At 62.4% G+C, this 21,559-nt stretch carries 11 protein-coding genes; 7 read left to right on the top strand and 4 right to left on the bottom strand.

The genetic code is table 11. The features are described from left to right. Positions 1 to 349: 349 nt before the first annotated feature. Entirely contained in the window at positions 350 to 799 is a 450-nt protein-coding gene (locus PspS35_RS20560; RefSeq protein WP_174244829.1) for a hypothetical protein, read from the bottom strand. A gap of 552 nt (positions 800 to 1,351) precedes the next feature. Here PspS35_RS20560 and PspS35_RS20555 point away from each other — a divergent pair. Together PspS35_RS20555 and PspS35_RS20550 are read left to right on the top strand one after the other, a co-directional pair. Continuing rightward, positions 1,352 to 2,287 carry a chemotaxis protein CheV gene (locus tag PspS35_RS20555; RefSeq protein WP_159936567.1) on the top strand — a complete coding sequence of 312 codons (936 nt, stop codon included), beginning with the start codon at positions 1,352 to 1,354 and terminating at the stop codon, positions 2,285 to 2,287. 40 nt (positions 2,288 to 2,327) lie between these two features. Further along, positions 2,328 to 3,134 (top strand): MOSC domain-containing protein, encoded by an 807-nt coding sequence (locus PspS35_RS20550; RefSeq protein WP_159936566.1) that lies wholly within the window; start codon positions 2,328 to 2,330, stop codon positions 3,132 to 3,134. 65 nt (positions 3,135 to 3,199) lie between these two features. On the opposite strand, the gene PspS35_RS20545 is transcribed toward PspS35_RS20550, so the two are convergent. Together PspS35_RS20545 and PspS35_RS20540 are read right to left on the bottom strand one after the other, a co-directional pair. Next, the gene (locus tag PspS35_RS20545) at positions 3,200 to 3,484 is read right to left on the bottom strand and encodes a pyrimidine/purine nucleoside phosphorylase (protein ID WP_159936565.1); all 285 of its coding nucleotides are present in this window, start codon (positions 3,482 to 3,484) and stop codon (positions 3,200 to 3,202) included. 86 nt (positions 3,485 to 3,570) lie between these two features. Beyond that, positions 3,571 to 4,113: an exonuclease domain-containing protein gene (locus PspS35_RS20540; RefSeq protein WP_159936564.1), complete on the bottom strand. Its 543-nt coding sequence runs from the start codon at positions 4,111 to 4,113 to the stop codon at positions 3,571 to 3,573. 216 nt (positions 4,114 to 4,329) lie between these two features. On the opposite strand from PspS35_RS20540, the gene PspS35_RS20535 reads away from it, so the two are divergent. From PspS35_RS20535 to PspS35_RS20525, 3 genes are all read left to right on the top strand, one after another. Continuing rightward, complete coding sequence (locus PspS35_RS20535) at positions 4,330 to 4,953, top strand: TetR/AcrR family transcriptional regulator (RefSeq protein ID WP_159936563.1); 624 nt, start codon at positions 4,330 to 4,332, stop codon at positions 4,951 to 4,953. 93 nt (positions 4,954 to 5,046) lie between these two features. After that, positions 5,047 to 5,835 (top strand): transporter substrate-binding domain-containing protein, encoded by a 789-nt coding sequence (locus tag PspS35_RS20530; RefSeq protein WP_159936562.1) that lies wholly within the window; start codon positions 5,047 to 5,049, stop codon positions 5,833 to 5,835. 67 nt (positions 5,836 to 5,902) lie between these two features. Continuing rightward, positions 5,903 to 6,916 carry a GNAT family N-acetyltransferase gene (locus PspS35_RS20525; RefSeq protein WP_159936561.1) on the top strand — a complete coding sequence of 338 codons (1,014 nt, stop codon included), beginning with the start codon at positions 5,903 to 5,905 and terminating at the stop codon, positions 6,914 to 6,916. Between the two features lie 47 nt (positions 6,917 to 6,963). Here the strand turns inward: PspS35_RS20525 and PspS35_RS20520 are convergent, their stop codons facing one another. Beyond that, positions 6,964 to 7,515 carry an RNA polymerase factor sigma-70 gene (locus tag PspS35_RS20520; RefSeq protein WP_005789991.1) on the bottom strand — a complete coding sequence of 184 codons (552 nt, stop codon included), beginning with the start codon at positions 7,513 to 7,515 and terminating at the stop codon, positions 6,964 to 6,966. 299 nt (positions 7,516 to 7,814) lie between these two features. Between PspS35_RS20520 and PspS35_RS20515 the strand changes: the two genes are divergently transcribed. Further along, positions 7,815 to 8,567 (top strand): alpha/beta fold hydrolase, encoded by a 753-nt coding sequence (locus tag PspS35_RS20515; RefSeq protein WP_159936560.1) that lies wholly within the window; start codon positions 7,815 to 7,817, stop codon positions 8,565 to 8,567. A 51-nt stretch (positions 8,568 to 8,618) separates the two neighbouring features. Beyond that, positions 8,619 to 21,527: a non-ribosomal peptide synthetase gene (locus PspS35_RS20510; RefSeq protein ID WP_159936559.1), complete on the top strand. Its 12,909-nt coding sequence runs from the start codon at positions 8,619 to 8,621 to the stop codon at positions 21,525 to 21,527. The last annotated feature ends 32 nt before the right edge of the window (positions 21,528 to 21,559 follow it).

Below are 21,559 nucleotides of genomic sequence, written 5' to 3'. Positions count from 1 at the left end.
AGCCAATGAAGGTTCGCTGCGGGAAGACCGGTCGACGCTGACCGGACGCTGTTTGGAATGCTGTATTGAATCGTTTTCAAGCTGAGTGAAGTTGAGTCACTTCAAGCCTGGGCATAATACCACCACTCTTACCGTTGGTCGCCAGGTGCCTGTCTGGCGGGCTTATTTAAGCGCACAGACACTCCGGGTGGTAATCCCAGAGTTCATAAAAGTGGGGTTGTATTATTTTAAAGGCGCCATGTATCGTTAATGGCTAATTGATATCTATGTGGGCGCCATTCAATTTCAACGGGTAATTGAATCTGTCGCTTTTAGATAACTACGCGTTGAATACGACCTGAATAACGCTTCAAGACGCGTGGTGAATGCGCTGCTGCGGTTTATAACTGAAGTCCTTTTGTGGAATCTGCACTGTGACCGTGGCAATCAAGGTGGTTTGTTCCGCTTCATCCAGTGTCAGCAGGCCAGTCTTCGCGTCGATCAATTCCAACTGCCAGGCCAGCAGTCGCAGGCAATCTTCCAGGGCATTGAGCGCCTGATCGTGCAACTGCAGAGGGTTTTCGGCATTGGCGATCAGGTATTGGATATGCCGCGAAAATTCGCTGATTGCCCGCAACGCCAGGCAATCGGCCTTTTCGGCGAGTTTCATCAGGCTGATTTTCATGCAGTCGATGGCATCGCTGTCGTTGCGAATCAGATGCAGGTGGCTCAGGCACTCTTGCGACTTGGTCAGCAGCTTTTCTGCCTCGTGCAGGAACTCGGGAAGTGCAAGTTGCCACTCGTTACCGTCGTTCATCATGCAAGTCTCCACAACATAAGGTCGGGTGATGAGAGGTCGCACCGGGTGAATGGCGTAAAACTACCGCTGAAAGATGATTGGAGTCTGTAGGTCGCTTCTGAGATTTCAGTAGGACGTTTATTTGAATGACGGCGACGGCGGCGCACTGCGCTCAAGAGCGGGCTCAATTGCACACCTTCAGTTGCCGCGATGTGACCGTCCGGAAGACCCGTGGGCCGAGGGCTTGGGATGGCAAACAAAGCCTGACTCCATTCATGCAATGAGAATGGCGTCACATTAATGGCTATTAGATACTGCGAATATCAGGTTGGGCCTGATTGCGTATAGGGGAATCCCTTGCATGGCGGAACCTTGCACCCATTTGAATGTCGTGCAATGCCGCTGTACTGCTCTCTTGAGAGGTTCTTGCAGTAGAGCATGATGTCAGTGTGACATCAATGGATTTACGTGGCATTTTAGCGGGGGTCAAGGTCTGGCGTTCGCCGCCGATAACAGCAGTAATGAATTGCACAATCCCTTCGCGCATTTTCCAGCGCACACCAGGAGCATTTAATGGCCGGCATTCTCGACACGGTAGACCAACGCACGCAACTGGTGGGTGAGAATCGCCTGGAGATCCTCATGTTCCGCCTGGCCGGGCGGCAACTGTTCGCGATCAACGTGTTCAAGGTGCAGGAAGTCCTGCAACTGCCCAAGCTGACCCTGATGCCCCAGCGCCACCCCTTCGTGTGCGGCGTGGTCAACCTGCGTGGCCAGACCCTGCCCGTGATCGACCTGTCCCAGGCCATCGGTATGCGCCCGCTGGTGCCAGGCCCTAACAGCACCATTATCGTCACCGAGTACAACCGCTCTGTGCAGGCGTTCCTGGTGGGCGGCGTGGACCGCATCGTCAACATGAACTGGGAATCCATCCTGCCGCCACCGACCAGTGCCGGGCGCCAGCACTACCTCACCGCCATCAGCAAGGTCGATGACCAGTTGGTGGAGATCATCGACGTGGAAAAAGTGCTCGCCGAAATCGTGCCCTACAACGCCAAGGTGTCCCGTGAAAAGCTCGAAGACCCGGTGCTGGAACGTGCCCGTGGCCGCGAAGTGCTGCTGGTGGACGACTCCAATGTCGCCCTGTCGCAACTGCGCGACACCCTGGGCCAACTGGGTGTGAAGATGCACATCGCCAGCGACGGCCTCAAGGCGCTGAACATGCTCAAGGCCTGGGCCGACGCCGGCCACGTGATGACCGACAAGCTGCTGATGATCTTCACCGACGCCGAAATGCCCGAGATGGACGGCTACCGTCTCACCACCGAAATCCGCAACGACCCCCGCCTGCGCAAGCTCTACGTGGTGTTGCACACCTCGCTGTCGGGCAGCTTCAACGACTCGATGGTGAAGAAGGTCGGCTGCGACAACTTCCTGTCCAAATTCCAGCCCGACAAACTGGTGGACGTAGTGCGTCAGCGACTGATGCTGGACGAAGTCCCCGCTTGACCTTAGGGTGGCATCTTTGCCCCCTCAGGAATGCAGGCCCATGCTTCGTCTCAGCGCGTTGTACCGTTACCCCTTGAAGTCCGGCAAGGCCGACATCTTGCAGCACATCGGCCTGGATACACTCGGGTTGGACGGGGATCGACGCTGGATGTTGGTGGACGAGGCCAGTGGGCGCTTTCTCACCCAGCGCGCCGTGGCGAAAATGAGCCAGTTGTCGGCGTTATGGAACAGCAGCGGTGGCCTGACGCTGAGTTCGCCTGGGTACACGCCGCTCGATGTGGCGCTACCTTGCAGCGACAGTGAACTGCGTGGCGTGACCATCTGGCGCGATACCCTGCGCGTACCCGATGCCGGTGATGCAGCCGCTGCCTGGGTCAGTGCCTTTATCGGCAAGCCGACGCGCCTGGTGCAGGTGCCGGTTGAGCGGGCCCGTACCACCCAGGACGGTTATGGCAAGGATGATGACAAAGTGGCCTTTGCCGATGGTTTTCCGCTGCTGCTGATCGGCCAGGCGTCCTTGGACGATCTGTCGCAGCGCATCGGTCGCCCCATGGAAATGCTGCGTTTTCGCCCCAACCTGGTGATCGAAGGCAGTGACGCTTTCGCCGAAGACGGCTGGAAGCGTTTGCGCATCGGCGACGTAGAGTTTCGGGTGGTCAAGTCCTGCTCACGCTGCATTCTTACCACCATCGACCCCGCCAGCGGCGAGCGCAACGAGGACCGCGAACCCTTGACCACGCTCAAGACCTATCGCGAATTGGACGGCGAGGTGATGTTCGGCCAGAACCTGGTCAACGATGGCGTCGGACGCCTGGAAGTGGGCATGCCGGTGACCATTCTCGAATAGTTTTCAGCGCCTATGAAAAATGCCCGTCTCGCAGGAGACGGGCATTTTTTTGACCGGGCGAATGCTTAGCCGCGGTATTCGCACAGGTAAGCCGTGTCCACCGCGACCTTCAGCTGGAACTTGCTGTTGGCCGGTACGTTGAACTGGCTGCCGGCGGCGAAGGTTTCCCACTCGTTGGCGTCTGGTAGTTTGACGGTCAGGGCGCCCGAGACGACGTGCATGATTTCACGCTGGGCGGTGCCGAATTCGTATTCACCCGGGGCCATCACGCCGATGGTCGCCGGACCTTCTGCGGTGCCGAAAGCGATCGACTTGACGGTGCCATCGAAGTACTCGTTGACTTTGAACATGGGCGAATCCTCGGAAAAAGGGGTTAGCGCTTCACTGTAGGAGCAAGAAAGTGGGCGCTCAGTATGCCCAAGGGCAGGGGAGCTGCCTAGACCGGTAAAATCAGCGGCAACAGGCGCGCGGTATTGCGTGCATCTTCCAGTGCCCGATGTTGCTGGCCGTGAAACTGCATTCCCGCCAATTGCAGGGCGCCATTGAGCCCCAGGGGCTTGTCCAGGCGCCGGGCCTTGGCGAAACGCTGCTTGAGGTTCACATGGGGTGTTTTAGCGAGTGCACTGGCCAAGCTGTTGCGCTGCCATTCGAGCTCAAGCTGGGCACGGTCATAGTCACCCCAACTGGCCCAGCCTTCCAGGCGTGGTTGATGCTGGCCCAGCCAGCGTTCGAACAACGGCCACACCTCGGTGATGGGCGCGGCGGTATCGATATTTGCCTGGGTGATATGGGTCAACTGGCGGCAAAAAGGCGTCAGCAATGGACGCCGCAGGGGCCGCACAAAGCGCTGGAAGTGGTCCAGTTCGCGGCCCTGGCGGTTCACCAGGCTCGCGCCGATCTCGATGACCTCCATCTCCGTCACGGGCCAGCCGCCTTCATCCGTTGTGGCTTCAAGGTCAATAATCAGCCAATGAGGCATTGTGCAGGTTCCCGTACTCGTCCCTTCCTGATGGGGATAGAGCGTAGCCCGGGCCTGTAGTTCCGCCCAGAGGTTATTCGATCTCCAGCAACACTTGGCGATTGCGTACCTGATCACCGGCAAGCACCCGCACAAGTTTTGCCCAAGCGCTTGCTTGGGTGGCGGCCACGGCCTAAATTGCCGGCCAAGACGTCAGTAGAAGTGAAGGAGAGCAGCATGGATGAGCAAAAAGCCCTGCGGGTGATGCGCACCATGATCGACGGCGGCCAATTGACCGACCCCGACAGCGCCCGGGGCAAGCTGCTGCAAACGGCGGCGCACCTGTTTCGCAACAAGGGCTTTGAGCGCACCACCGTGCGTGACCTGGCCAGCGCAGTGGGCATCCAGAGCGGCAGCATCTTTCATCACTTCAAGAGCAAGGACGAGATCCTGCGAGCGGTGATGGAGGAAACCATCCACTACAACACCGCGATGATGCGCGCTTCGCTGGAGCAAGCCAGCACTGTGCGTGAACGTGTGCTGGCGCTGATTCGCTGCGAATTACAGTCGATCATGGGCGGTAGCGGTGAGGCGATGGCGGTGCTGGTGTACGAATGGCGCTCGCTGTCGGCCGGGGGCCAGGCCCAGGTACTGGCCCTGCGCGACGTGTACGAAGAGATCTGGCTGCAGGTGCTGGGGGAGGCCAAGGCGGCCGGGTATATCAAGGGCGATGTGTTTATTGCGCGACGCTTCCTCACCGGCGCCCTGTCCTGGACCACCACCTGGTTTCGCGCCGAGGGCAGCCTGACGCTGGAGCAGTTGGCTGAAGAAGCGTTGTTGATGGTTCTTAAGGCTGATTGAGGCACAAACTATTAATTTCCCGGTGGAAAGTTGTCTCGCCAGACAAAAACGCCTAGCTTATCGCCATCAATGTGTTGAACGGTGTTTGCCTTGATGTTATCGCCTTGGCGGCTGGCTGCAGGACTTACTTTATGGGCACTGGGCACCGCATGGTGGATGCCGGCTTCGGCTGCGCAATTGGTACGCATCGGCGCGGCGCATTTCCCGCCCTACACGGTGCGCCCTGAGCAGGGCGCCGACACCGGTTTACTGCCGCAGTTGGTCGAGGCCCTCAACGCCTTGCAAACCGATTACCAATTTGTGCTGGTGCCCACATCCATCCCCCGACGCTTTCGCGATTTCGAGCAGGGCCGGGTTGATATGGCGATCTTCGAAAACCCTGTCTGGGGCTGGCAGAAGATTGCGCACACCAGCGTCGACATGGGCCTGGAAGACGCCGAAATTTTTGTTGCCCACCGTGCGCCCGGTCGCGACCAGGCTTATTTCGCCGACCTCGCTGGCAAGCGCCTGGCGGTATTCAGCGGTTATCACTACGCCTTCGCCAACTTCAACCCCGACCCCAAGTACATGGCCGAGCACTTCAACGCCACCATGACCTACTCCCATGACAGCAACCTGCTGATGGTGGCGCGTGGGCGTGCGGACATCGCCTTGGTAACCCGGTCGTACTTGAGTGATTTCATGGTGCGCAATGCCGATATGGCCGGCGAGTTCCTGGTATCGGAGCGCATCGACCAGGTCTATCACCATTACGCCTTGCTACGGCCGAAGGCGCCGATCACGGGCGAAGCGTTTTCTGCGTTGCTCAAACGTTTGCGCGATAACGGCCAGATGTTGAAAATCTTCGAGCCTTATCGCATCGATGTGATGGCGACGCCTTGAACGGCTAAATTTCCTCGTGCGGCTCACGTCACTTCTCTATCTGTTGACGCTACCGTGAGCCCCTCCCATGTCCAATCTGAATGACCTGTCGGTCTTGCCGTTGCCGGCCGGGCCCGCCTTGACTGCCGATGAAACCGAAAGCCACCTGAGCCTGACCCTGGAAGGCCAGCCGCTGGCGCGTCTGCGCCTGGAGCGTGGCGACGAGCTGCAAGTGCATTTGCAGCACGCCGGCGATGTACCCTCCGCAAGGGCCTTGTGGGCCGCCTGCTACTGGTTGTTTGCCAAAGAGCCTGCTCGGCAGCGCCTGGCCTGGCACCTTGAACATGCGCCTGAGGATGCTTTGCGCAGCGGTTTGCTGGTGGCCACCGAGACCGCCGGGCAGTACCGCTGCGAGCGTACGCTGTTCTGGCAATTGCCCCAGCCGTGGTTGGGACACTCGCCCAGTGGCACCTACCCGCAACAGATGGTCATCAGCGACGGCAAGCGCCACCCGGCGCGTGCGCCGAAGCCTCGGGGTGAGGTTTACCGGCGTTACGACGCACGTCTTGGTGCCTGGATTTCGTTGCGCACGGTAGAAATCGACGTGGACCTGGCGCGCTTCAATCGCTGGCAAAACAGCGCACGCGTGGCGAGTTTCTGGCAGGAAAGCGGCAGCCTGGAACAGCACCGCGAATACCTCGACAGGCTGGCGGCCGATCCGCACACCCTCACGCTGATCGGCTGTTTCGATGACGAACCCTTCGCCTACTTTGAAGCCTATTGGGCCAAGGAGGACCGCATCGCACCGTTCTACGACGCGGCGGATTACGACCGTGGTATCCACATGCTGGTGGGCGAGGAGCATCATCGCGGCCCGCACAAGGTTGCCAGTTGGCTATCGGCGCTGGTGCACTACCTGTTCCTGGATGACCCGCGCACCCAGCGCGTGGTGGCTGAACCGCGTGCCGATAACGCGAAGATGATCGGCCATATGCACAACCAGTGCTTCCACTGCGAAAAGGAATTCGACTTCCCGCACAAGCGTGCGGCGCTGATGATTCTGGGCAGGGAGCGGTTTTTTGAGCGGTGCGGTTTGATCTAAAGCGAGACTCAAGGGCGGGAGCGGATAGGCCGCTCCCTTTTTTTGCCTCAGACCCGGCGTGCGAAGGTATCGCTGTGGCTGCCCGACACCTTGCGGCAGTGCACCAGGGCATCGCGGATCATGAAGTTCACCAGCGTTGGCGAAACCCCCAGTTCCTTGGCGATGTCCTTTTGCGGCACGCCGTGCAGGCGATACATCTCGAACGCGTAGCGGGTGCGCTGCGGCAGCTCCGTCAGGGCGTCGGCAATGTTTTCCAGGGTGTTGAAATTGATATGGGAGGTTTCCGGTGAAGCGCCGTGAATGACCACATTCAAGCCTTCCTCTTCAGTCCCGGAGTATTTGAGCTCCAGCGCCTGCTTGCGATAGTGATCGATGGCCAGGTTGCGCACGATCTGGAACAGATAGCTCAGTTGGGCCTTGAATGACGATGTAATCGTCGGCGCAGACTGCAGTCGAAAGTAGGCGTCCTGCACTACGTCCTCGGCGCGGGAGCGACACCCGGTAATGCGTGCCGCAATCTTCACGAGGATCAGTCGATTGTCGACAAATGCCTGGAGAAGAGGTGAGTCGCACCTGCCTGTGGATACTTGTTCCGTCATGGAAATCACCTTGCAAAAGAGGTTGGGGGAGGGCGTCCTTGCTGAGGCCTCCTACACATCGGGCAACAAATTAGGCTTAATGATAATGATTGTCAAATGAGAAGGCGAACTAATCTTATAGCTATTTGTAAGATGTGAAGCGTGTCTCGCTTGTGCCCGGCGACTAATTATTTGCTGTTGCCGTCCGTTCTTCTGGGTGACAGGTCCGTTAGCAAGGCGGCCTAGGATCAGCACCCGCAGGAGGATGAAATGGGTTTTTATCGTGCATACAGCGTGTTTCAGTTTGGAGTCATCGAGCGATGAGCACGCCGACCCGACTGCGGCTGTTCTGCTTGCCCTATTCAGGCGCCAGCGCCATGGTCTACGCCCGTTGGCGCCGGGCTTTGCCCGAGTGGTTGCAGGTCTGCCCGCTGGAATTGCCGGGGCGCGGCATGCGCATGGACGAGCCCTTGCAGCGCGATATCAAGGCCTTGGCCGCGCAACTGGCGAATGAAATCAGCCGCGACCTGGACGGCCCTTACGCGTTGTTCGGCCACAGCCTGGGCGGCTTGCTGGCCTTTGAATTGGCGCATGCGCTAAACGCACTAAATGTCCCTGCGCCGCTGGCGTTGTTCGCCTCGGGCACTGCCGGCCCGGCGCGCCGTGATGTCAGTGAGTACGCCATCGAAAAGACCGATGAGCAACTGATCGCCCGCCTGCGCGAACTGCAGGGCACCGCCGAGGAAGCCTTGGCCAACCCCGAATTGATGCAACTGATGCTGCCGATCCTGCGCGCCGACTTCCTGCTGTGCGGCAGTTTCAGCTATGGCACGCGTGAGCCGCTGGGCATGCCGATCCACGTGTTCGGCGGCAAGCAGGACAGTGTGCGCGCCGACCAATTGCTCGACTGGCAACTCGACGCCGCCAGCGGTTTTTCCCTCGACATGTTCGACGGTCACCACTTCTTCCTCGTGCAGCACGAAAGCGCCGTGCTGCGCTGCATGCGGCGCTATGCCGACGAGCACCTGGCCCGCTGGCGCAATGGCGCGGCGCGGCAACTGGTCGCCGGCTGACAGCTACTCAATCCCCGAATTTCCCGTAAGCCGATTTCAGGCAGGAACCCCATGATGGACGCCTTCGAACTTCCCCGCACACTGGTCCAGTCCCTTCAACGTCGCGCTGCGCAGACCCCGGACCAGGTGGCTCTGCGCTTCCTCGCCGAGTCCGCCGAGCACAGCGTTGTGCTCAGCTACCGCGACCTCGACCAGCGCGCCCGCACCATCGCCAGCGCCCTGCAGGCCAATGCCGAATTGGGCGACCGTGCCGTGCTGTTGTTCCCCAGTGGCCCGGATTACGTTGCGGCGTTCTTTGGTTGCCTGTATGCCGGTGTGATCGCGGTGCCGGCCTACCCGCCGGAGTCCACCCGTCGTCATCATCAGGAGCGTTTGTTGTCGATCATCAGCGACGCCGAACCGCGCTTGCTGCTGACCATCGCCAGCCTCGCCGATGGCCTGGCGCAGATCGAAAACGCGCCGCCGGTGCTGAGCGTTGACAGCCTTGATGCGCAACGCGCCGGCGACTGGATCGCGCCCGATCTGCAGCCCGACGACATCGCTTTCCTGCAATACACCTCCGGCTCCACCGCGCTGCCCAAGGGCGTGCAGGTCAGCCACGGCAACCTGGTGGCCAACGAAGTGCTGATCCGTCGCGGCTTCGGCATCGACCTCAACCCCGACGACGTGATCGTCAGTTGGCTGCCGCTGTACCACGACATGGGCCTGATCGGCGGCCTGCTGCAACCGATTTTCAGCGGCGTGCCCTGTGTGCTGATGTCGCCGGCCTACTTCCTTGGCCGGCCGTTGCGCTGGCTGGAAGCGATCAGCGAATACGGCGGCACCATCAGCGGCGGCCCGGACTTCGCCTACCGCCTGTGCAGCGAACGGGTCAGTGAGTCGGCGTTGGAACGCTTGGACCTGAGCACCTGGCGCGTGGCCTATTCGGGCTCTGAGCCCATCCGTCTCGATACCCTGGAACGTTTTGCCGAGAAGTTCGCCGCCTGTGGTTTCAGCTCGGATAATTTCTTCGCCTCCTACGGCCTGGCCGAGGCGACGTTGTTTGTCGCTGGCGGCACCCGGGGTCATGGCATCCCGGCGCTGCGCGTCGACGAGACAGCCCTGGCCGCCAACCGCGCCGAACCGGGGCAGGGCAGTGCGATCATGAGCTGCGGCACCAGCCAGCCGGAACACGCGGTGCTGATCGTGGATCCCCACACCCTGAGTGAATTGCCCGACAACAGCGTCGGCGAACTCTGGGCCACCGGCCCCAGCATCGCCCACGGCTACTGGCGCAACCCTGAAGCCACTGCCAAGACCTTCGTCCAGCATGCCGGGCGCACTTGGCTGCGCACCGGTGACCTGGGCTTTATCCGCTTTGGCGAGGTGTACATCACCGGCCGCCTGAAAGACCTGCTGATCGTGCGCGGCCACAACCTGTACCCCCAGGACATCGAGCAAACCATCGAGCGCGAAGTGGAAGTGGTGCGCAAAGGCCGCGTCGCGGCGTTTGCCGTGAATGACCAGGGCCTGGAAGGCATCGGCATCGCGGCCGAGATCAGCCGCAGCGTGCAGAAAATCCTGCCGCCCGAAGCACTGATCAAGGCGATCCGCCAAGCGGTGGCCGAGGCGTACCAAGAGGCGCCGAGTGTGGTGGTGCTGCTTAACCCCGGCGCATTGCCCAAGACCTCCAGCGGCAAGGTGCAGCGTGCGGCCTGCGCGCTGCGTCACGCCGATGGCAGCCTCGACAGCTACGCGCAATTTCCGGATGTGCAAGGGCCGGCGGGCGACGCGGCGCTGGCATCCGAACTGCAACAGCAGATCGCGGCGATCTGGTGCGAGCAGTTGCAGGTGGCGACGGTTGCCGCCGACGATCACTTCTTCCTGCTCGGCGGTAACTCCATCACCGCTACCCAAGTGGTCGCACGCCTGCGTGAAACCCTCGGCCTGGAGCTGAACCTGCGCATGCTGTTCGAGGCGCCGACCTTGTCGGCGTTTGCTGCCAATGTGGCGCAATTGCAGCAGGACGGCGGCGTGGCCCAAGGTGCGATTCATGCCTTGTCGCGCCATGACGAACTGCCCCAATCCCTGGCCCAGAACCGCCTGTGGATCACCTGGCAACTGGATCCCCAGAGCAGCGCCTACACCATTCCCGGTGGCCTGCGCCTGCGTGGCGAATTGGACGAAGACGCGGTGCGCCTGAGCTTCCAGCACCTGATCCAGCGCCACGAAGCCCTGCGCACGCGCTTCTACGAGCGTGACGGCCAGGCCTTCCAGCGCGTTGACGCCAACGTGGCGTTCGAGCTGCAAGTCATCGACCTCAGTGACCTGCCCGCCGCCGAGCGTGAAGCCCGCGCGCAACAGATCCGCGAAGATGAAGCACGTACCCAGTTCGACCTGGAGAAAGGCCCGCTGCTGTGGGTGACCCTGGTGCGCCTGGACGATGAAGACCATCAACTGCTGGTGACGCTGCACCACATCATTGCCGATGGTTGGTCGCTCAACATCCTTATCGACGAGTTCTCGCGGCTGTACGCCGCCGCTTCCCAGGGCCAATCCCTGGCACTGCCGGCCCTGGAACTGCAATACGCCGACTACGGCGTTTGGCAGCGTCAATGGCTGGCCGAAGGTGAAGGCCAGCGCCAACTGGCGTACTGGAAAAACCAACTGGGGGACGAGCATCCAACCCTGAGCCTGGCCACCGACCACCCGCGCTCCGCGCACCACTTGCACAGTGCTGCGCGCCATAGCGTGCGCCTGAGCGCCGGCCTCAGCGAAGCGATTCGCAAGACCGCCCAGGCCAATGAGTCCACACCGTTCATGCTGTTGCTGGCGGCCTTCCAGACCTTGCTCTACCGCTACAGCGGCCAGCGCGATATCCGCATCGGCGTGCCCAATGCCAACCGCCCGCGCCAGGAAACCCAAGGCCTGATCGGCTTCTTTATCAACACCCTGGTGCTGCGCGCCGAACTGGACGGGCGCCTGCCATTCAACCAGCTGTTGGTTGCCACCCGCGAGACTGCATTGGGCGCCCAGGCCCATCAAGACCTGCCGTTCGAGCAACTGCTGGAAGCCTTCCCGCAAGCGCGTGAGCAGGGCTTGTTCCAGGTCATGTTCAACCACCAGCAACGCGACCTCAGCGCCTTGCGTCGCCTGCCCGGCATGCTCGCCGATGAGCTGGCGTGGCACAGCCGCGAAGCCAAGTTCGACCTGCAACTGCACAGCGAAGAAGACCGCAACGGGCGCCTGAGCCTGGCGTTCGACTACGCCGATGAGCTGTTCGACGGCGCAACCATCCTGCGCCTCGCCGACCACTTCATCAACCTGCTGCACGCCATCTGCGAACAACCCCAGCAAGCCCTTGGCGACCTCAACTTGATGCACGCAGACGAGCAGCAGCCGTGGGGCGCAGCGCCGTGCGCGCCGGCCCAGCAATGGTTGCCCGAGCTGCTCAACCAGCAGACTTCGGACAACACCGCGCTGGTCTGGGAGGACGGCAGCCTGACCTTCGCCCAACTGCACACCCAGGCCAACCGCCTGGCCCATTACCTGCGCGACAAAGGCGTCGGCCCGGACGTGTGCGTGGCCATCGCCGCCGAGCGCTCGCCGCAACTGCTGATCGGCCTCCTCGCGATCATCAAGGCCGGTGGCGCCTATGTGCCGCTGGACCCGGATTACCCTGCCGAGCGCCTGGCCTACATGCTCAAGGACAGCGGCGTGCAACTGCTGCTGACCCAGACCGCGCTGCTGGAACAACTGCCAGCCGCCGACGGCGTGTGCGTGATCGCGATGGACAGCCTGCACCTGGACAGCTGGCCGACCCAGGCACCGGGCCTGCACCTGCACGGCGACAACCTCGCCTACGTGATCTACACCTCCGGCTCCACCGGCCAGCCCAAAGGCGTGGGCAACACCCACGCGGCCCTGGCCGAGCGCTTGCAGTGGATGCAGGCCACTTACCAACTGAACGAGACTGACGTGCTGATGCAAAAGGCGCCCATCAGTTTCGACGTGTCGGTGTGGGAGTGCTTCTGGCCGCTGATCACCGGTTGCCGCCTGGTGCTGGCCGGTCCTGGCGAGCATCGCGACCCGCACCGCATCGCGCAGCTGGTGCAGGAACACGGTGTGACCACCCTGCACTTTGTGCCGCCGCTGTTGCAGCTGTTTATCGACGAGCCATTGGTTGCCGAATGCACCAGCCTGCGTCGCCTGTTCTCTGGCGGCGAAGCCTTGCCGGCCGAGCTGCGCAACCGCGTCCTGGCCCAATTGCCAGCGGTGCAGTTGCACAACCGTTATGGCCCGACCGAAACCGCGATCAACGTCACCCACTGGCACTGCACCGCCGAAGATGGCGAGCGTTCACCGATTGGCCGGCCGCTGGGCAATGTGATCTGCCGCGTGTTGGACGATCAGCTCAACCTGCTGCCGGCCGGTGTGCCGGGTGAATTGTGCATCGGTGGCATTGGCCTGGCGCGGGGTTATCTCGGCCGTGCCGGCTTGACCGCCGAACGTTTTATCGCTGACCCGCTGGGCGAGGCGGGCGCGCGCCTGTATCGCACCGGTGACCGCGTGCGCTGGAATGCTGGCGGCGTGCTCGAATACCTGGGCCGCCTTGATCAGCAGGTCAAGCTGCGCGGCTTTCGCGTAGAGCCAGAAGAAATCGAAGCGCGCCTGCTGGCCCTCGACGGTATCGCCCAGGCGGTGGTGCTGGTGCGCAATGCCACGCTGATCGGCTACTACACCGCAAGCACCGCGCTGGACGAACAGGACGTGAAAACCGCCCTGGCCGCCGAGTTGCCGGAGTACATGGTGCCCGCGCTGCTGATGCGCCTGGACGCCATGCCCCTGAGCCCCAGCGGCAAACTGGACCGCCGCGCATTGCCGGAGCCGGTGTGGCAAACCCGCGAACACATTGAGCCCGAAACCCCCTTGCAGCAGCAGATTGCCGCGATCTGGCGCGAAGTGCTCGGCCTGCCAACAATCGGCCTGCGTGACGACTTCTTCGCCCTTGGCGGCCACTCGTTGCTGGCCACGCAAATCATCTCCCGCACCCGCCAGGCCTGCGACGTCGAACTGCCGTTGCGCACCTTGTTCGAAGCCAGCGAGTTGGGCGCGTTTGCCGAGCAGGTCGGTCTGATCCAGGCCTCGGGTCAGCGCAACCAGCAAACTGCGATTGGCCAGGTCGACCGCAGCCAGCCGGTGCCGTTGTCCTATTCCCAGCAGCGCATGTGGTTCCTCTGGCAGATGGAACCGGACAGCCCGGCCTACAACGTCGGCGGCATGGCACGCCTGCGTGGCGTGCTGGATGTGGGGCGTTTCGAGGCAGCATTGCAAGCCTTGATCATGCGCCACGAAACTCTGCGCACCACGTTCCCGAGTGTCGACGGCGTGGCCTATCAAAAGGTCTCGACGCAGACCGGCCTGCGCATGGACTGGCAGGATATTTCCACGCTGAACGAAACCGAGCGCCAGCAGCGCTTGCAGCAACTGGCCGACCATGAGGCCCACACGCCGTTCAACCTGGAGACCGGGCCGCTGCTGCGTGCATGTGTGGTCAAGGCCGGCGAGCAGGAACACTACCTGGTGCTGACCTTGCACCACATCGTCACCGAAGGCTGGGCGATGGACATCTTTGCCCGTGAACTCAGCGCGCTGTACGAAGCCTTTATCGACGAGCGCCTGTCGCCACTGGCGCCGTTGCCGGTGCAATACCTCGACTACAGCGTGTGGCAGCGCCAATGGCTGGAATCCGGCGAGCGCCAACGCCAACTGGATTACTGGACCGCGCAACTGGGCACTGAGCATCCGTTGCTGGAACTGCCCGGCGACCGCCCACGCCCACCGGTACAAAGCCACCAGGGCGAGCTGTACCGCTTCGACCTGAGCGACGACTTGGCCGCCCGCGTGCGCGCCTTCAACGCCGAACGCGGCCTTACGCTGTTCATGACCATGACCGCGACCCTGGCCGTGTTGCTCTACCGCTACAGCGGCCAGACTGACCTGCGTATCGGCGCCCCCGTGGCCAACCGTATCCGCCCGGAAAGCGAAGGGCTGATCGGCGCGTTCCTCAACACCCAGGTGCTGCGTTGCCAGCTCACTGGGCAGATGAATGTGGGTGAGTTGTTCGAGCAAGTGCGCCACACCGTGATAGAAGGCCAGTCCCACCAGGACCTGCCGTTCGACCATCTGGTGGAAGCCCTGCAACCGCCGCGCAGTGCGGCGTATAACCCGCTGTTCCAAGTGATGTGCAACGTGCAGCGCTGGGAGTTCCAGCAGAGCCGTCAACTGGCGGGGATGACCGTCGAGTACCTGGCCAACGATGCCCGTGCGACCAAGTTCGACCTCAACCTGGAAGTCACCGACCTCGACCATCGCCTGGGTTGCTGCCTGACCTACAGCACTGATCTGTTCGACGAACCGCGCATCGCACGCATGGCCGAGCACTGGCGCAACCTGCTGGAGGCGCTGATCGCCGATCCACAACAACGCCTCAGTGAGCTGCCGTTGCTGACGGCCACTGAGCAGCGGGCATTGCAAGACAGCCTGGGCATCGAAGCCGGTGAGCACCGTCTCGACCAGTGCATTCATCAACTGTTCAGCCAGCAGGCCGTCAAACGTGCCGATGCGCCAGCGCTGACCTTTGCCGGTGAAACCCTCACATACGCCGAGCTCGACGCCCGCGCCAATCGCCTGGCCTGGATGCTGCGCGAGCGCGGCGTTGGCCCGCAGGTGCGCGTCGGCCTGGCGCTGGCGCGGTCCCTGGAAATGGTCGTCGGCCTGCTGGCGATCCTCAAGGCCGGCGGCGCCTATGTGCCGCTGGACCCGGAATACCCGCTGGACCGCTTGCACTACATGATCGAAGACAGCGGCATTGGCCTGCTGCTCAGCGACGCGGCGATGTTCGAAGCCCTGGGTGAACTGCCGGCCACGGTAGCGTGCTGGTGCCTGGAAGATGACTCGCCAATGCTGGCGAATTACCCGGCCGATGAGCTGCCGTTTATCAGCCTGGCGCAACATCAGGCGTACCTGATCTACACCTCCGGCTCCACCGGCAAACCGAAAGGCGTGGTGGTCTCCCACGGCGAAATCGCCATGCATTGCCAGGCGGTGATCGAACGTTTCGGCATGCGCCCGGATGACTGCGAACTGCATTTCTATTCGATCAACTTCGACGCCGCCACCGAGCGTTTGCTGGTGCCGTTGCTCAGCGGCGCGCAAGTGGTCCTGCGGGCTCAGGGCCAATGGGACGCCGAGGAAATCTGCGGGCTGATCCGCACCCATCGCATCAATATCCTCGGCTTTACCCCAAGCTATGGCAGCCAGTTGGCGCAATGGCTGGCGACCCAGCACCAGACCTTGCCGGTGCGCATGTGCATCACCGGCGGTGAAGCGCTGACCGGTGAACACTTGCAGCGCATTCGTGCGGCGTTCCAGCCCCAGGTGTTTTTCAACGCCTATGGCCCGACTGAAACCGTGGTAATGCCGCTGGCCAGCCTGGCGCCGCAGCAACTGGAGGAGGGCGCCGCCAGCGTGCCGATCGGCAGCATTATCGGCGACCGTGTGGCCTACATTTTCGACGCTGACCTGGCCTTGGTGCCCCAAGGCGCGACCGGCGAGTTGTATATCGGCGGCGCCGGCCTGGCCCAGGGTTATCACCAACGGCCGGGCATGACGGCAGAGCGTTTTGTCGCCGATCCATTTGCCACAAATGGCGGCCGTCTGTACCGCACCGGCGACCTGGTGCGCCAACGCGCCGATGGCCTGGTGGAGTACCTGGGGCGTATCGACCATCAAGTGAAAATCCGTGGTTTCCGTATCGAGCTGGGCGAAATTGAAACCCGCCTGCTGGAACACGACGCCGTGCGCGAAGCGGTGGTGCTGGCGCTGGATTCGCCGAGTGGCAAACAGTTGGTGGCGTATCTGGTCAGCGACGCCGAGCACGGCCCATTGCGCGAAGCCTTGAAGGCTCACCTCAAGGCGCAACTGCCGGACTACATGGTGCCTGCGCATCTGATCGTGCTCGACAGCATGCCGCTGACCGCCAACGGCAAACTCGACCGACGTGCCTTGCCAGAGCCCGATCCTGCGGCCAATCGCCAACAGTACGTGGCCCCGCGCAACGAACTGGAAAGCACCTTGGCGGCGATCTGGTGCGCGGTGTTGAACGTGCCGCAAGTCGGCCTCGACGATAACTTCTTTGAACTGGGCGGCGACTCGATCCTGTCGATCCAGGTGGTCAGCCGGGCGCGGCAGGCGGGGATTCACTTCAGCCCCCGCGACCTGTTCCAGCACCAGACCGTGCAAACCCTGGCCGCCGTCGCCACACGTACCGAGCAAGTCTCCGCCGAGCAAGGCCTGCTTACCGGCAGCTCGGGCCTGACGCCGATCCAGCACTGGTTCTTTGACACCGACATCCCGGCGCGTCATCACTGGAACCAGGCGTTGGTGCTCAAGCCGCTGCAATTGCTCGAACCCCATCGCCTGGAGCAAGCGCTGCTGGCGGTGCTGGAACATCACGATGCGCTGCGTCTGAGCTTCACCCCGCGCGATGCGCAGTGGCACGCCGAACACTTGGCCGTGCCCCTGGGTGGCGTGCTGATGCAGGCACAAGTGCGGGATATGGCGCAGTGCACCGCACTGTTCACCGACACCCAGCGCAGCCTCGACCTGGAACAGGGCCCGCTGCTGCGCGCCTTGCTGGTGGATGGCCCTCAAGGCCAGCAACGCCTGCTGATTGCGATCCACCACTTGGTGGTCGACGGCGTGTCGTGGCGCGTGTTGCTCGAAGACCTGCAAAACGTCTATCGCCAATTGAGCGAGGGCCAGTCTGTCAGCCTGCCGGCCAAGACCAGCGCCTTGCGTGACTGGGCTGCGCGCTTGCAGGCTTATGCCGGCAGCGAATCCCTGCGCGAAGAACTGAATGTGTGGCAGGACCAATTGGCCGGCCCGACGGTGACATTGCCGGTGGATCGCCCGCAAGGTTCACGGCGCAATCGCGATGCCGAAACGGTCAGCGTGCGCCTCGACGCCGAACGCACCCGCCAGTTGCTGCAGCAAGCCCCAAGCGCGTACCGCACCCAGGTCAACGACCTGCTGCTGAGCGCCTTGGCCCGCGTGCTGTGCCGCTGGAGTGGGCATGACTCGGCGCTGATCCAACTGGAAGGTCATGGTCGCGAAACCCTGTTCGATGAGATCGACCTGACCCGCAGCGTGGGTTGGTTCACCAGTGCTTACCCGCTGCGCCTGACGCCGCTGGCTGAGCAAGGCGACTCGATCAAGGCCATCAAGGAGCAACTGCGCGGTGTGCCGCACAAGGGCCTCGGTTATGGCGTGCTGCGCTACCTGGCGGACGACCTGAGCCAGCAGACCATGGCGGCACTGCACACCGCCGATATCACCTTCAACTACCTCGGCCAGTTCGACCAGAGCTTCGGCGCCGATGCGCTGTTCCATCCGCTGGATGAATCGGCGGGTATGGCCCATGACCCGGATGCGCCGCTGCCTAATGAACTGAGCATCGACAGCCAGGTGTATGGCGGTGAACTGGTGCTGCGCTGGACCTTCAGCCGTGAGCGTCATGATGCCCACACCATTCGCGAGTTGGCCGAGGCCTACCTGGCCGAGCTGAACAGCCTGATCGCGCATTGCCTGAAGGACGATGCCGGTGGTCTCACGCCATCGGACTTCCCCCTGGCGCGACTCAACCAGTCGCAGCTCGACAGCTTGCCCGTACCGGCCAGCGTCATCGAAGACGTGTACCCGCTGACGCCAATGCAAGAGGGCCTGCTGCTGCACACCCTGCTGGAGCCCGGCACCGGCCTGTACTACATGCAGGATCGCTACCGCATCAACAGTGCCCTGGACCCCGAGCGTTTCGCCCAGGCGTGGCAAGCGGTGATCGCCCGTCATGAAGCCTTGCGTGCCTCGTTCTGCTGGAACGTCGGCGAAGACATGCTGCAAGTGATCCACAAACCGGGCAGCACACCGATCGAGTACCTGGACTGGAGCGACGATACCGAGGCTGAGCAAGAGCCGCGTCTGCAAGCGCTGCTTAAGTCCGAGCGCGAAGCCGGTTTTGATCTGCTCAACCAGGCGCCGTTCCACCTGCGGCTGATCCGCGTCGACGCAGCGCGCTATTGGTTCATGATGAGCAACCACCACATCCTCATCGATGCCTGGTGCCGTTCGCTGCTGATGAATGACTTCTTCGACATCTACATCGCCCTGGGCGAAGGCCGTGAAGCGCAGTTGGCCACGCCGCCGCGTTATCGCGACTACATTGCCTGGCTGCAACGCCAGAACCTGAATGAGGCCCGCCAGTGGTGGCAGCAGAACCTGCAAGGGTTCGAGCGCGCCACGCCGATCCCGAGCGACCGGCCGTTCTTGCGTGAACACGCGGGCCACAGCGGCGGCATGGTGGTGGGTGACTGCTACACCCGCCTGGATGCCCGCGACGGCGCGCAACTGCGCGAGTTGGCCCAAGCCCATCAACTCACCGTCAACACCTTTGCCCAGGCGGCCTGGGCGCTGGTGCTGCGTCGCTTGAGCGGTGATCGCGACGTGCTGTTCGGTGTCACCGTGGCCGGGCGTCCGGTGGACATGCCCGAGATGCAACGCACTGTCGGCCTGTTTATCAACAGCATCGCGCTACGGGTGAAACTGCCGGAAGACGACCAGCGTTGCAGCGTGCGCCAATGGTTGAGCGGCCTGCTCGACAGCAATATGCAACTGCGCGAGTACGAATACCTGCCGCTGGTGACCCTCCAGGAACACAGCGAACTGCCCAAGGGCCAGCCGTTGTTCGACAGCCTGTTCGTGTTTGAAAACGCTCCGGTGGAAACCTCGGTACTGGACCGCGCACAAAGCCTGAATGCCACCTCCGATTCCGGCCGCACCCACACCAACTTCCCGCTGACCGCCGTGTGCTACCCCGGCGATGACCTGGGTTTGCACCTGTCCTACGACCAGCGTTACTTCGACGAAACCACCGTGCAGGGCATGCTTGGCGAGTTCAAGCGCTTGCTGCTGGCGCTGGTGCAAGGCTTCCATGGCGACATGGCCGACCTGCCGCTGATTGGCGAGCAGGAGCGTGAATTCCTGGTAGACGGTTGCAACCAGAGTGAACACGACTATCCGCTGGACAGCAGTTATATCGAGCTGTTCGAACGCCAGGTAGCCGCGCATCCGCAACGTATCGCCGCCAGTTGCCTGGACCAGCAATGGACCTTTGATGAACTCAACCGCCGCAGTAACGGCCTGGGCCACGCATTGATCGCGGCGGGCGTCGGCCTGGATCAACCGGTGGCGTTGTTGGCTGAACGTAACCTCGACCTGTTGGGCATGATCATTGGCAGCTTCAAGGCCGGTGCCGGGTACCTGCCGCTGGACCCGGGCCTTCCGAGCCAGCGCTTGAGCCGCATCATCGACCTGAGCCGTACGCCGTTGCTGGTGTGCACCGAGGCGTGCCGCGAGCAGGCATTGGCGCTGCTGGAGGCGTTCGCCTGTGGTATGCGGCCTAAATTGCTGGTGTGGGAAGCACTGGCGGCGTCGGAGCAGAACCCAGGCATCTACAGCGGCCCGGACAACCTTGCCTATGTGATCTACACCTCGGGCTCCACCGGTTTGCCCAAAGGTGTGATGGTCGAACAGCGCGGCATGCTCAACAACCAACTGAGCAAACTGCCGTACCTGGACCTGAGCGCGGCGGACGTGATCGCGCAAACCGCGTCGCAAAGCTTCGATATTTCCGTGTGGCAGTTCCTCGCCGCGCCGCTGTTTGGCGCGCGGGTGGATATCGTGCCGAACACCATCGCCCACGATCCCCAAGGCTTGCTGGCCCACGTTGAGGCACAAGGCATCAGCGTGCTGGAGAGTGTGCCGTCGTTGATCCAGGGCATGCTGGCCCAGGACCGTATCAGCCTCGACGGCCTGCGCTGGATGCTGCCGACCGGCGAAGCGATGCCGCCGGAACTGGCGCACCAATGGTTGCTGCGTTACCCGCAGATCGGTTTGGTGAATGCTTACGGCCCGGCAGAGTGTTCCGATGACGTGGCGTTCTTTTGCGTCGACCTGGCGTCTACTCGTGGCACTTACCTGCCGATCGGTACGCCGACCGACAACAACCGCCTGTACCTGCTCGATGGCGCGCTGGAGTTGGTGCCACAAGGCGCCGTGGGCGAGCTGTGTGTCGCCGGTACCGGCGTCGGTCGTGGTTATGTCAGCGACCCGTTGCGCACGGCCGGCGTGTTTGTGCCGAACCCGTTCGGTGCGCCGGGCGAGCGCCTGTACCGCACCGGCGACCTGGCGCGTCGGCGCAGCGATGGTGTGCTGGAGTATGTGGGGCGTATCGACCATCAAGTGAAGATCCGCGGCTACCGCATCGAACTGGGTGAAATCGAAGCGCGCCTGCACGAACAACCTGAAGTACGCGATGCCGCAGTGGGCGTGCAAGAGGGCGTCAACGGTAAACACCTGGTGGGTTACCTGGTGGCGGCCGATGAAGCCCTCAACCCCAGCGAACGCCTGGACCGCATCAAGCAACGCCTGCGCGCCGAACTGCCGGAATACATGGTGCCGCTGCACTGGCTGTGGCTTGACCGCCTGCCGCTCAACGCCAACGGCAAACTCGACCGCAATGCGCTGCCAGCCCTGGAGATCGGCCAGTTGCACAGCCAGGACTACCTGGCGCCGCGCAACGAACTGGAAGGCACACTGGCCGCGATCTGGGCCGAAGTGCTCAAGGTCGAGCGGGTGGGCGTCGAAGACAACTTCTTTGAACTGGGCGGGCACTCGTTGTTGGCCACGCAGATTGCCTCGCGGGTGCAGAAGACCTTACAGCGCGATGTGCCGTTGCGGGCGATGTTCGAGTGCAGCACGGTGGCGGAGTTGGCCGAGTATATCGATGGGCTTGCGGCCAATGACATCAGCGCGCAGAAGGTGGATCGGTTGAGTGATTTGATGGCGCAGTTGGAGGGGCTTTAATTTTCGCTGGGTTTGAGGGACCCATCGGGGGC

Origin of the sequence: Pseudomonas sp. S35 (assembly GCF_009866765.1) — a bacterium.
Classification (GTDB): Bacteria; Pseudomonadota; Gammaproteobacteria; order Pseudomonadales; family Pseudomonadaceae; genus Aquipseudomonas.
This window is presented reverse-complemented; position numbering and strand designations above follow the sequence as displayed.

Coding starts and splice junctions, on each gene's coding strand:
- PspS35_RS20560 (WP_174244829.1), bottom strand. CDS start 799: ATGATGAACGACGGTAACGAGTGGCAACTTGCACTTCCCGAGTTCCTG.
- PspS35_RS20555 (WP_159936567.1), top strand. CDS start 1,352: ATGGCCGGCATTCTCGACACGGTAGACCAACGCACGCAACTGGTGGGT.
- PspS35_RS20550 (WP_159936566.1), top strand. CDS start 2,328: ATGCTTCGTCTCAGCGCGTTGTACCGTTACCCCTTGAAGTCCGGCAAG.
- PspS35_RS20545 (WP_159936565.1), bottom strand. CDS start 3,484: ATGTTCAAAGTCAACGAGTACTTCGATGGCACCGTCAAGTCGATCGCT.
- PspS35_RS20540 (WP_159936564.1), bottom strand. CDS start 4,113: ATGCCTCATTGGCTGATTATTGACCTTGAAGCCACAACGGATGAAGGC.
- PspS35_RS20535 (WP_159936563.1), top strand. CDS start 4,330: ATGGATGAGCAAAAAGCCCTGCGGGTGATGCGCACCATGATCGACGGC.
- PspS35_RS20530 (WP_159936562.1), top strand. CDS start 5,047: ATGTTATCGCCTTGGCGGCTGGCTGCAGGACTTACTTTATGGGCACTG.
- PspS35_RS20525 (WP_159936561.1), top strand. CDS start 5,903: ATGTCCAATCTGAATGACCTGTCGGTCTTGCCGTTGCCGGCCGGGCCC.
- PspS35_RS20520 (WP_005789991.1), bottom strand. CDS start 7,515: ATGACGGAACAAGTATCCACAGGCAGGTGCGACTCACCTCTTCTCCAG.
- PspS35_RS20515 (WP_159936560.1), top strand. CDS start 7,815: ATGAGCACGCCGACCCGACTGCGGCTGTTCTGCTTGCCCTATTCAGGC.
- PspS35_RS20510 (WP_159936559.1), top strand. CDS start 8,619: ATGATGGACGCCTTCGAACTTCCCCGCACACTGGTCCAGTCCCTTCAA.